The sequence below is a fragment of the Clostridium sp. AF23-6LB genome, assembly GCF_003461085.1.
Lineage (GTDB): Bacteria > Bacillota > Clostridia > Lachnospirales > Lachnospiraceae > Coprococcus > Coprococcus ammoniilyticus.
This window is the reverse complement of the sequence record NZ_QTWK01000005.1, coordinates 111,947-124,666: the sequence shown is the minus strand read 5'-3', so window position 1 is coordinate 124,666 and position 12,720 is coordinate 111,947. Positions and strand designations below refer to the sequence as shown.

Annotated in this window: 10 protein-coding genes; 2 read left to right on the top strand and 8 right to left on the bottom strand. The window is 42.0% G+C overall.

From position 1 onward, the window contains the following. Positions 1-219 precede the first annotated feature (219 nt). Together DWY07_RS12030 and glyA are read right to left on the bottom strand one after the other, a co-directional pair. Positions 220-1,785: an LCP family protein gene (locus tag DWY07_RS12030; RefSeq protein ID WP_117823366.1), complete on the bottom strand. Its 1,566-nt coding sequence runs from the start codon at positions 1,783-1,785 to the stop codon at positions 220-222. Positions 1,786-1,794: 9 nt separating this feature from the next. After that, positions 1,795-3,030: a serine hydroxymethyltransferase gene (glyA, locus tag DWY07_RS12025; protein WP_117823364.1), complete on the bottom strand. Its 1,236-nt coding sequence runs from the start codon at positions 3,028-3,030 to the stop codon at positions 1,795-1,797. A gap of 287 nt (positions 3,031-3,317) precedes the next feature. On the opposite strand from glyA, the gene rpsT reads away from it, so the two are divergent. Further along, positions 3,318-3,581: a 30S ribosomal protein S20 gene (rpsT, locus tag DWY07_RS12020; RefSeq protein ID WP_021944824.1), complete on the top strand. Its 264-nt coding sequence runs from the start codon at positions 3,318-3,320 to the stop codon at positions 3,579-3,581. A 179-nt stretch (positions 3,582-3,760) separates the two neighbouring features. On the opposite strand, the gene holA is transcribed toward rpsT, so the two are convergent. The 3 genes from holA to DWY07_RS12005 form a co-directional block, all read right to left on the bottom strand. Beyond that, a complete protein-coding gene (holA, locus tag DWY07_RS12015) occupies positions 3,761-4,774 on the bottom strand; it encodes a DNA polymerase III subunit delta (protein WP_117823362.1) in 1,014 nt (337 codons plus the stop codon). Between the two features lie 68 nt (positions 4,775-4,842). Next, the gene (locus DWY07_RS12010; protein WP_117823360.1) at positions 4,843-5,505 is read right to left on the bottom strand and encodes a DUF6198 family protein; all 663 of its coding nucleotides are present in this window, start codon (positions 5,503-5,505) and stop codon (positions 4,843-4,845) included. 160 nt (positions 5,506-5,665) lie between these two features. Next, the gene (locus DWY07_RS12005) at positions 5,666-6,049 is read right to left on the bottom strand and encodes a VOC family protein (RefSeq protein ID WP_117823358.1); all 384 of its coding nucleotides are present in this window, start codon (positions 6,047-6,049) and stop codon (positions 5,666-5,668) included. A 386-nt stretch (positions 6,050-6,435) separates the two neighbouring features. Between DWY07_RS12005 and mgtE the strand changes: the two genes are divergently transcribed. Next, positions 6,436-7,827 carry a magnesium transporter gene (gene mgtE / locus DWY07_RS12000; protein WP_117823356.1) on the top strand — a complete coding sequence of 464 codons (1,392 nt, stop codon included), beginning with the start codon at positions 6,436-6,438 and terminating at the stop codon, positions 7,825-7,827. A gap of 115 nt (positions 7,828-7,942) precedes the next feature. On the opposite strand, the gene DWY07_RS11995 is transcribed toward mgtE, so the two are convergent. From DWY07_RS11995 to DWY07_RS11985, 3 genes are all read right to left on the bottom strand, one after another. Next, positions 7,943-8,572, bottom strand: coding sequence for a helix-turn-helix domain-containing protein (locus tag DWY07_RS11995; RefSeq protein ID WP_242997358.1), 630 nt, complete (start codon positions 8,570-8,572; stop codon positions 7,943-7,945). Between the two features lie 220 nt (positions 8,573-8,792). Beyond that, complete coding sequence (locus tag DWY07_RS11990; RefSeq protein WP_117808807.1) at positions 8,793-9,569, bottom strand: hypothetical protein; 777 nt, start codon at positions 9,567-9,569, stop codon at positions 8,793-8,795. A gap of 493 nt (positions 9,570-10,062) precedes the next feature. After that, positions 10,063-12,618 carry a ComEC/Rec2 family competence protein gene (locus DWY07_RS11985; RefSeq protein ID WP_242997371.1) on the bottom strand — a complete coding sequence of 852 codons (2,556 nt, stop codon included), beginning with the start codon at positions 12,616-12,618 and terminating at the stop codon, positions 10,063-10,065. Positions 12,619-12,720 lie beyond the last annotated feature (102 nt).

Genomic DNA, 12,720 nt, shown 5'->3' with positions numbered 1-12,720 from the left:
TGTTATGCCCGCTGTATTATACACTTTATACAAGATGTCTCTACATTTGTACTGCCCCTCTGTGCATATTTTTCATTTCATCCTGTCTCTTATGATATTGCATAAAAAATACCCCAAATGCAGTTCCGCGCAAACAAAATTTAAGTAAATTTTACCATTTTTTGTATGCCGCTTCAATCCGCATTTGGGATATTTTTTTATTTTATATAATATGTTACACTAACTGGTTGGAATATAGAAGATATCCAGCATCTCTTCTACCAGACTTCCCGTGTCTACCTGATACTCATCAAAATGAGCAGGGCGTCCATACGTTCCCGGAAGCTCCTGTATATCCTTCTCTGCAACTGCTATATTCATTCCACGCATTCTGCTGAACAGATACAGGCAGGCATCTCTGTCCAGATTCGTCTGCAGATATGGACTTGCTGCCTCGTATACCTTCTTTATGATTCCCTTATCATCGGAATAGCACTGTTCAAACCGCTCCAGCCAGCCTGCCAGATACTGACTCTGACGTTCCATCCGTCTGCCATGTTCACCGACTGCATCCGTTACCGTATCCATCTTTTCCAGATACCGGTATGCGTCATCGCCCTGTAAGGTGACTACATCCTTCTCAAAGACATTCTCACTGATCGTATCTCTGGCTGTCAATGTTACCCCGCTCAGGACGTCATTGATATCTGCCATTGCATCCATATCAAGTGCCACATAACCGTTGATTGGAAGATTATACATCAGTCCGGATACCGCATGTGTAAAATTCTCACAACTGACGATCTCTCCATCCCCATAACCATATGCCAGTCCGATCTGCATCCGGTCTGTAAGTGCTGTTTTTCCTTCTATGGTTTTAATATCCACATCTGTCATACTGTCACGATTTATATTAATAACGTGAAGCTTATCATTTCGAAGATCAAATACCACCAGGAAGCACAGATCGATTCTTCCGCCATACCGAACATATTCAGAGCCGTTTGCATCCGAATAGGTCAGGGCATCATCTCTGTCTCTGAGATCCGCTTCCGTCGTGACTTCTGTATCCTCTGAGGGTTTTTTTGACTTCTTTGACTTTTGGGGCTTTGTTTCCTCCGTTTCCGCCTCTGTTGTCTTCGGTTCTTCGTTCTTTTCCGATTCCTTCGGCACATACTCGGAATTGTCAACGCCAAATACCAGAATCGATACGGTATCTGTATTATAAACGTAGTTCTTTCCTTTGTATGTGATAGCCGTTGAAGAAGATCCGTCGGTATGAAAACTCACCTTTTCTCCCTGCGCATTTTCTGCCAGCTGATTCTTTCCATTCATATACATTCTGGCAAATATACCGGCAGGAATCCCAGTCACAACCAGCACCACAACAAGCAGGATCACACAGACCTTTTTCCTGAGACTCCATGGATCTTTCAGCTTTTTGGGTGCATGTACCGGTCTGGATTCCAGTTCCGAATCCAGCTTCTTCTTTTCCCGTTTCGCTTTCTCTGCCTTATTCCGAAAAAATTCTTTTCTGATATCCTCTGTCTGGATGCCTTCGGCAGCAATCTCTTCCTGTGTTTCCTGCACGATCTCTTTTATAAGCTGATCGACTGCTTCTTCACCCGTCTGAGGAGCCGGGTCAGCCGCCGGTTCTTCCGTCCGGCTGACCGGACTGCTGTTTTCGGTTTCCTGTTTTACATCTGTCTTTTTTACTTCTGACTCGTTTCCTTCTGACTGTCCATCCTGCAATGCTTCTGCAAGCCGGATTGCTTCTAACAGCTTCTCGTCAAATAAATCTTCCATATAACAACCTTATGCGTACAGTGGATACTTCTCTACAATACTCTTAACAAGTGCTTCTGCTTTTGTCTTGTCATTATCAATCACTGCTGCCTTGATTGCCTCAGCAATTGTCTCCATATCAGCTTCATTTGCACCTCTGGTCGTAACCGCCGGTGTTCCGATACGGATACCACTTGTTACAAACGGAGATTTTGGATCATTTGGTACTGTGTTCTTATTTACAGTGATATGAACCTCATCTAAAAGCTTCTCTACTTCTTTACCGGTACGGTCCAGATTCTGAAGATCTACCAGCATAAGGTGGTTATCTGTACCGCCTGATACGATATTGAAGCCTCTTGCCATTAATGCAGATGCAAGTGCTGCTGCATTCTTTACAACCTGTGCCTGATACTCCTTATATTCCGGCTGTAATGCTTCCTTTAAACATACTGCCTTACCTGCGATGACATGCATCAGAGGTCCGCCCTGGATACCAGGGAATACTGCCTTATTGAAGTTGAATTTCTCATTGATCTCGTTGCTGCACATGATCATACCACCTCTAGGTCCACGAAGTGTCTTATGAGTAGTAGTTGTTGTAACATGTGCATATGGAATCGGGCTCATATGAAGGCCTGCTGCTACAAGACCTGCGATATGTGCCATATCTACCATCAGATATGCACCAACCTCATCTGCAATCTCACGGAATCTCTTGAAATCGATTGCTCTTGCATATGCAGACGCACCCGCTACGATCAACTTTGGCTTGCATTCCTTTGCGATCTCAAGAACCTTGTCATAATCTATAAAGCCATCATCATTTACACCATAAGGTACACAGTGAAAATATTTACCGGACATATTTACAGGTGATCCATGTGTCAGATGTCCGCCATGATCCAGATTCATTCCCATAAATGTATCGCCAGGATTTAAAATAGCAAAAAATACTGCCATATTGGCCTGTGCTCCGGAATGTGGCTGAACATTTACATATTCACATCCAAATAATTCTTTTGCACGCTCTCTGGCAAGATCTTCCACTACGTCTACATACTGGCATCCGCCATAATATCTCTTTCCAGGATAACCTTCTGCGTATTTGTTAGTCAGATGGCTTCCCATGGCTGCCATAACTGCCTTTGATACGATATTCTCTGATGCGATCAGCTCCAGATTGTTATTCTGTCTGTTCAATTCATCCGTCATTGCTGCCGCAACTTCAGGATCTACTTTTGTAATTTCATCAAATCCAAACATTTTCTTACCTCCTGGTATGTAATAATATATAACGCATTAATAGAAACAGTATACCATGTCCTCCCTTTCCATACAAGCCAACAAGTAATAGAAATAGGATAGAAATAAAATTGATGGGAATAAGATCAGATCTTATTTTTCAGAAATGGAAATATTTTCACTTCGCCCCTTGACAAATAAATTTCTCTATACTAATATTGATGAGTATGTTTACATTGAATTGTCCGTGTCCGGTTTTAATGTAAAAACCTTATTATAATCTATAATTCAAATGGAGGTAGAGAATTTTGGCTAACATCAAATCTGCAAAGAAAAGAATTGAAGTAATTGACAAGAAGACTTTAAGAAACAAGATGATCAAGTCTAAGGTTAAGACAGTTATCAAAAAGGTAGAAGCTGCTATCGCTGCTGGTGACAAAGAAGCTGCTCAGGCAAATCTTCTGGTTGCTATCTCAGAGATTAACAAGGCTGCTTCAAAGGGCGTTTACCACAAGAACAATGCTTCTCGTAAAGTATCACGTCTTACAGCCGCTGTCAACAAGATGGCTTAATCTGACTCATATATATTTTTATAATTGATTACATATGTAAGGCTGCACATATATAATCAAAACCGTCAAAAAAACAGAACCCTAATGGGTTCTGTTTTTTTGTGTAATAATTCCGGCATCCAAATCGCAATACCTACGGTATGTTTTGACTCACTGCATTCCTGCGCGTCACATACCAGCTACCGACTCAATGATATTAACAACACTTCCACCGCCACTACATCCGATGCCTGACTGGTCTTTAATTTGTAATCGGTATCCTGACAGGCTTCCATGATCTTCTTCAGCTCCTGTTCCGAATAATTCTGGCACTGTTCCGCATATTTCTTCACCGACCATGACGGAATGCCTAGCACCGATGCCGTATCTGCATAATTTTTATTCTCGGCAAGACACATCTTTGTTTTTAATAACAGATCATACTGTCTGGCGATCAAAAACAAAATTCGCATCGCAGGCTCCCTGTTTTCAAGCAGCTCATGATATAGGTGAAGTGCACGATCCTGCTGCTTTCTGGATATGGCATCGATCATCTCAAATATATGTCCCTCCGAATTGCCAACGCAGAGAGCTTCCACATCGGATACAGTTACATCCTCCCTGTCTACCGTATAGCTTATCAGCTTATCAATCTCATTCTTGATCGAATTCATATCTGATCCGGTATGCTCAATCAGGGAACGGATCGCATCATCGGTTATCCGTTTTCCTTCTCCCTTGAACATTCCCTTAACCCATACAGCAAGCGTCTTCTCATTTGGCGTTTCAAAGCACAGGGCTTCTCCCAGTTTATCAACGGTCTTATATAATTTATTTCTCTTATCAACTTCTGACTCAACAAACAGGATCAGCGAAGTATCCGGCAGCTCTTTGATCCGCTCCGCAAATTCCTCACAGCTCTTTTTAAACAATCCGGTTCCTTCTGCCAGCACCACACGCCGGTCAGCGAAGAATGGCATTGTCTCACAGAAGCCTATGATCTCCATCGGGTCGATCTTCTCTCCTGCAAACTTTGCAAAGTTCATATTGTCCTCACGGTCTGTTACCGCCGAAAGCAATTTGTCTCTGTACTGGTTCACAAGATATGTTTCATCTCCGTATAACAGATATACCGGAGCATAGCTTTCATTCTTTATATGCTCGTTGATAACCGCCATTGCATCCTTACCGCTCTGTTTTTTTCCTGCTGCCATAGCTATGTCTCCTTTCTTTCCTGTTCCAGTCCATTATGCCAAATACCGATTTGATTTTCAACACCTGTCTATGATATTCTTCCGTAATACAGATGGTCACGCCATGTTCCAAATGCTTTTGTTACCAGTCCCAGTACAAAGCCTACCAGAATCGCTGCCATGACTGTTCCGATTCCCACACTGCCAACACTATGTATTGCGATCAAACATGTAACTAACGATATGATAACCATACTGCAGTCAAATCCGATCTTAACCTTTGGAAATGCAATACCGGTGATCGCTGATACTGCCTGCATCGCTCCCTCTCCTGCAAGCGGCATAATATTTGCCGGCAGATAGAAGAAGATTCCGACAGCGATCAGAACAACACTGATCAGCATCATTCCCAGTCGTATCAACATATTATCGGTAGATGGCAGCAACGCCACAAGTGAATTACATAAAGTTGTAAATTTTCCAAATATAATTCCAACTACAATCTGACACAGATTGATCCATTTAAAATTTTTCCGTAATAACAGGATCTGCAGCAAAACCAGCACAACATGAAACAGGATAGTTGCGTTTCCCATCTCCACACCAAATACACAGGTAATCGTATATGGGATCGAGCTTACCGGCGATACCCCAAGGTTTGATTTTACCGATACGGCTATTCCTGCCGTCATGATAAATAAGCCTCCCAGATATGCCACCAGCCGGATTCCCAATCGATCTTTCCACTTCATTTTCTCTCACCTTTCTCTTTCTGACTTTAAACCACAAAAAAAATCTGGTATCATACATCTACCAGACTTTTATCTACTGATCTATTGTAAGAAATGGCACTGGCGAAGTCAAGCGGCTTTGCGTATAGTTTGTGAGATATTACCAAATCCAGACCGAAATTCAGACCGTGATTTCGATCTGATTATCCTCGATACATAGAACACAGCTCTCATAATATCCATCACCTGTCACCCGTGGTCCGCTGACAACTTTATATCCGTCCTCTTCCAGTCTTTTCGTCAATGCATCGACTTTCTCTCTGCTTCCAACTGAAAAAGCGAGATGAATATACCCTGTTCGTGCCAGCTCTTTTCTCACATTGGATACCCGTGGTTTCTGCATGATCTCCAGTCTTGCTCCATCCTCAAAGCTTAAAAAATACGACTGAAACTCTGTTTTCGGATTATAATACTGTTCTCCCGCAGCAGCATCAAAATACTTTATAAAAAATTCTTTTGTCTTTTCCAGATCCTCTACATACATTGCAACATGTTCGATCCGCATCTCTGATATCCTCCTGTTTTCTATGTACTTAAAAAATATAACCTAAATATAAAATTTATCCAATCCGGATTATCCGGGTTGTCAATTCAACTCTTTTCTGTTATAGTAGCAAAGGTTTTTGAGAATATCAAATACCAAAATCTAAAATTCGATTTTCAAATGGAGGTGAATTTTCATGGATAGCTGCGATCGTATTGGACGAAGTAAAATATGCGATGTTATGATAAGAAAGCATAAATGGATGTGGCTGTCTATGAAGATCCGATAACCCCATCTTATATTGTTGTGTGCCTTTTCATACATCGCATCAGACGATCCTGACCATCCGGTCTTCACACTGAGACGATGTATTTTTATGTCTGAAAACAGGCAGGAAGGAGGTCACAATGACAAAAATCACAGTATTTAAAAAAGATTATGTAACAGAACTCGTAAAAATCATCCGTAATACAAAGAACGCACAGGTATTGCAGAAGCATTTGGCAAACTATCACGACAAAGATGTCGCAGAAGCAATCACACGGCTAAACGAAACAGAACGAATGCAACTATACACTATGATCGGCACCCCACGGCTTGCAGAGATCTTCTCTTATCTGGATGATGCCAAGCCGTATCTAGATGAACTGTCACTTGATAAAGCCGCAAGAGTCATATCCGATATGGATGCGGATGATGCTCTGGATATTCTGGATGAACTTTCCGCCGAGCAACAACAGGAAATGGTTGCCCGTCTGGATGATGATTCCCGGAGAGATGTAAAGAAGCTGCTTTCTTACGAAGACGATGAGATTGGAAGCTGCATGACGAACAATTATATCTGTATTCCGGACACCTTATCCATCCGTGAAGCTATGAGTACACTGGTTCGGCAGGCAGGAGAACATGACAATATCTCGACGATCTATACCACTGATATAAATGGTCAGTTTTCCGGTGCTATCGATCTGAAAGATCTGATCATCGCACGGGAAAATGACTCTTTGTCAAATATTATCAGCCGCTCCTATCCGTCTGTATATGAGCATGGGAAGATTGCAGACTGTATCGAAGATCTCACCGATTATGAAGAGGATTCCATCCCGGTTTTATCGGAAAACGGAACCATTGCCGGTATCCTGACTGCAAATGATATCGTGGAACTGGTGGATAATGCTATGGGTGATGACTACGCAAAGCTCGCCGGTCTTACATCCGAAGAAGACCTGAACGAACCAACCTTTACCAGCATGAAAAAGCGTCTGCCATGGCTCATCATCCTTCTGTTCCTTGGCATGGCGGTATCCTCTGTGGTAGGAATGTTTGAATCCGTTGTTGCGGTGCTTCCAATCGTGATCTGCTTCCAGTCCCTTGTCCTTGATATGGCTGGAAATGTCGGCACACAGTCCCTCGCTGTTACGATCCGTGTACTTATGGACGAAGACCTGAGTACTAAAAAGAAGCTTTCCCTTCTTATCAAAGAAATGAAGATCGGCTTCTTAAATGGTGCAAGCCTTGGAATCATGGCACTCCTGTTTTTAGGAATCTATATCCACTATTTTAAGAAATATATATGGGCATCTGCATTCCTGATCTCTGGCTGTGTCGGCATCTCGCTGATCGTTGCAATGGTGATCTCAAGCTTTGTCGGAACTATCATTCCTATGTTCTTCCACAAGATCCATATTGATCCTGCGGTTGCTTCCGGTCCACTCATTACAACGGTCAATGATCTGGTTGCCGTGATCACCTACTACGGACTGGCAATGGTATTTTTGATCAATATTTTTCATATTTAGGTTTTGAATCTTCATCGTTCCGGCAAAAGACAGGTTGTTTTCTATAACAGAAATCACTTCTCTTTTGCCAGGACTTTTTTACATCGTGTTTCTGTTTTCTTTTACCGGAACTTTTTTACATCATGTTTCTATTTCCTTTTGCCAGAACTTTTTTACACCAGGTTTTTGTTCCACATTTTGGACATTTCAAATATCTTGTTGAAATCATATGCATTCCCATTGTATATGCACCAAAGGTCGGAACAAACAGCTCATTGCAATGACGGCATTTGTAATAACCGATGGTGCGCTCACCTTCCATCGCAACCATAAGTCCACAACCAAATATAACACATGCGATCACTATCAGTAATATCTTAACCGGTACTGCGATCACCTCTGTATACACTGCAACAACCATGATCAATGTAATAAATGATATCGTTGCAATTAAACCCGTTATAATTGTAGGAATTAATTTCTTCTTGTTTTCTTCTCTTTCTTTAATCATATTCACCATATTTTCCTCCGCTTTCTTTTGATATTCTTCCTCAGACACTCTTGCACCGGACAACAGTTCATTTACCGTAATGTCCAGTTCCTTACATAAAGGTAATAACAGAGACACTTCCGGGAATCCCTTTCCACATTCCCATTTGGAAACTGTTTTATCACTGATATTCAGTTTTTCTGCAAGCTGCTTCTGTGTACAACCTTTTCTTTTTCTTTCTGCTGCAATAAACCTGCCTATACTGATCTGATCCATATCTGCCTCCTTTCTGACCAGATTATTACATACCTGCATCCGGCATCATACCCATAAAGCGTAGAAAATGGTGAATTTCTGCGAATTCTACGCACTGTAGAGTATAGTTTGCCACTTCCTTATAATAATTATATCATGTGCTTCGCACATTCTATGCATTCCGCAAAATCAGCATCCTTGCGAGCAAATAATTTTGCGTTCATTATATCAAATGTGTCATTTATCCGAAATAATATTCTGCCACTTGCTCTATTCTTTCCATTCCGATAGGACAAGCACTGGTTTCATATGTCATAATTAAATTAATAGATGGTATTATTCCATTATCACAATATGTTTTTATTTTCCTACAGGCATGACTCGCATATTCTGGATTGTCCATCATACCGAAATGTTCCCAATAATAATACTCTCCTGTTTTTGGATGTCGAATCGTAAAATCCGGATACATTACTATCCCATCCAGCACCAATTGATTTTCATATCGAAATGGTATTCTTTCCCGGAATAAAACATTATCGATCATTGCTTCTGATTTAGAACGAAGATACTTGCCCTGCGTCCCTTTTATATTCAAATTCTCCGGATATTTCTTATTTGTTTCATATTCTTCTGTCATCCATGCTTCTAAATTTTCTGAATGCGGTCCAAATGCCTTTCCCAGCAATTCAATGTAACCATCATTTTCCAATAACATATCAGATGCATTATTTTCCTTTTGCACTTTTCTTATATACGCATTGCATGCTTCAAGCTCGCACATTAAATCCTGTTTTCTTAACATATAATACTTTTTCATAGCAAGTTTTTCAGCCAAGAGTCTCTCTTTCTTTGGCAGATATATTGGCTTTCCTGCACTCTTCAAATACCACTTATATCCTTTTCCATTTTTGGCACATATTAATTCTTCTTTCGGAAATGTTTTCTCTAATATCTCTATCTTCTGTATTTCTTTTTTCAATTTGACGATTCTCTTTATTATTATATCTTTAATCATACGCATTCTCCTCGTTTCTTTTATGTTCTTTTTCTGCAATATTTTTATTGGTATAATTTCCATTTTTATTTGTTAATACCCCCTGAAAACACTTCTCCCATGGTATCAGGCTATTTCCCCACTTTGCATACCCTTCTGCTCATCCTGTTTGTGGTATATTGTCTAATTTTCTTTATCCATACCCTTGTTCAATCCGCTGTAGCGGGTATTATATTAGCTTGCTTTCTTCCATACCCTCGCCAATCTATTGTAGCGGGTATTATATTAGCTTGCTTTCTTCCATACCCCTTGCACCGCCATTAGCCTTGGTATAACAGTCCATTTTCTTGAATAATACCCAAAATTCTTCTTTCATCGATGGTATTATCCAAATCTTTTCTCTCATATACCCATTATTTCATTTGGGGCTTGGTATCAATCCTTAATTTTATCCTCCGTACCCTGAAATCTTCATGAACCGTTCCAGATGTGCGTTTGGTATCAATGCTTAATTTTATCCTCCGTACCCATGAAGCATAATTTTCCCTGCCCGTATCTGCAAAATTACAGCGCCGCTGCTGTCGGTGCGGTAAACCTCCGCACCAGCAGCCTGAAGTCTTGTCAATGTTTCTTCATGCGGATGTCCATACCGGTTCTTTTTCCCACAACTGATCACCGCATACTGTGGCTTTATGTATTGAAGAAACGCCTCCGAGGTTGCATATCTGGATCCATGATGTCCTACCTTTAAAATATCAACTGCGTCCAGTCTGCCAGTCTCTGCCATCTGCTGTTCTGCTATTTCCCCTGCATCGCCTGTAAACAGAAGATGAAAGGAATCGATACTTGCCTGCAGCACAAGAGAGGCTTCATTTGCATCTGCGTGAACATCCGATTCTCTCGGATATATACACGAGATCCGGAATGTCCCGGAAGCTCCTGTCTCCGGTTCAAAAAGTATGTCACCAGCATCCATATATATAACCTCCGTTCCATGTTGTGCTGCCAGCTCGATCAGTTCCTGCAGTCCTTCTCGGTCACCATACTTCGCCACAACAAGGTTTCGGATCCGGATTCCGGTATGCTCAAGTTCATATAGATCCAGAAGTCCGGATATATGATCCTGATCCCCATGTGTTACAAAGACATAATCCAGATCCACCATCCCGTAATACCGGAGAGCCGGAAGCAGAACATATTCTCCCACCTTTTCATTATCCGAAGATCCGCCATCGATCATAATATTGGTTCCCTGTTCCGTCCGGATCAGTATGCCATCCCCCTGCCCGACATCCAGAAAGGTAACCGTAAACGGACGATCCAGAGTACATCCTGCATACATACCAAACGCCAGCATGACAAGCATCCCTGCTACCCCATACCGGATTTTCCTGTGTTTCCATTCTTTTATCGTTTGTTGATTACAATCTTTCCATGCTGTCTGCTTTCTACGAATCCGGCATTTTATTTTTCTTACTGTCTTCTGACTCTGTGTGCTGTCAGAGCTGGAATCTCTATCTGTTCTCACCTCGACCATAAAATACAGGCCTAGTAGCAATGCAATATAATAAACTACGACCAGTTTCACCGGAATATGCCCGATATTGATATAGGCTCCTGGAAGTCGTTCCATTCCCTGACATAACATTTCATATAACCACAAAATCCCCTTCACCGGAATCGTAAGCCATCCAGCCGCCTGAAGTGAAATACAGCCACAGATAACGGTACCGATTCCTCCTGTCAGAACAATCGATACACACGGAACAACGATCAGATTTAATAAAATACCATACAATGGAAACTGGTAATAATAGTAGACGATCACCGGCAAGGTCGCCAGAAAGGTTGCCATGCTGACAGTAAGCGACTGCCGGATTTTCTCCCCTGCGCCAAATATGTGTTGTAACACCGTCCCTGCACCAAGCTTATTGATTAGGTCGGCACTTCCCCTTTTGCTAAATACCCGTTGTAACACCGGCACGATCACAGCTATCCCGATTATTGCTGCAAATGAAAGCTGAAATCCGGCATCTAATACAACATAAGGATTTATCACCGACATCCATACCCCGGCAATTCCTGTTGAGGTCAGAAGATCCACCGAACGCCCAATGGCTTTCCCAAATAACAGGAGCCCCATCATAATGATCGCCCGCATCGTTGATCCTGCAAGTCCGGTCATCTGTCCATACAGAATAACCAGAATACTGCATCCAATTCCCGCACTCCAGTAGGAAACTCCCCATTTTCGCATACGCCGATACAAGGTCATACCAATGATCGCAATATGTAATGCCGATATTGCAAGAATATGTGCAATACCATTCAACTGATACATCCGTTTCACATCACCGTCCATCCCCTGCCGTTCACCCAGAAGCATCGCCCGGATCACAGATGCATCCTCCTCGCCGTATAAGTTACCAATTACATCTGATATCCGTTTTCGGAGCTTCCGAAGCCCCGCCCGTATATGCGAGTACTGTTTTCCTGTTTTCTGCAGCTCTGCATCTGAAAGTATAAGAAAGATCCCCTGGCTCCTGTAGTATCGATATGCATCAAAGGCCCCCGGATTTCCCGCATGCCCCGGCTGTTCAAATCTGCCGGCAAATACTGCCTCCTGTCCCGGATACAAGGTTATACCTTTCTCCACATACACAAACAGCTTCATATTTTCATGAAACCCAGTCCATTCTTCACCGGACATTCCTCTTGCATCCACGATCTTAATAAAGACCTGCTGCCTGTTTTCCGTTTCCTTTATCTCGTATATCGTTCCGGAAATTGTTCCGGAACAACCGTTCAGCCGGGAAGCATATTGTTCCTGCTCATGCAATATGTTGATATTCATATACCCCATTCCGGCAAACAGCACATATATGAGAATTCCGACAGTTACTCTTACTGTTCGTTTTACATCCACACTCCGCTTTGTCTGTCTTCGCCTGTCCGACATCCGTATTTTTTCATCCCGGCCGGACTCTTCTTTCTGTTTTTGCTGTTTTTGCCTTTTTCCCTGTTTTTGCCCTTTTTCTCCCGTAAACAGAAAAAAGGCTGCAACTATCATTGCAGCCAAAGTAAACCACCTGCTGCCAGCAATCGCCTCCGCCTCTCCAAGCATAAATGCACATGCGGCCCAAAATAGTGGTCTTTTTATTTTCTTTTCCTC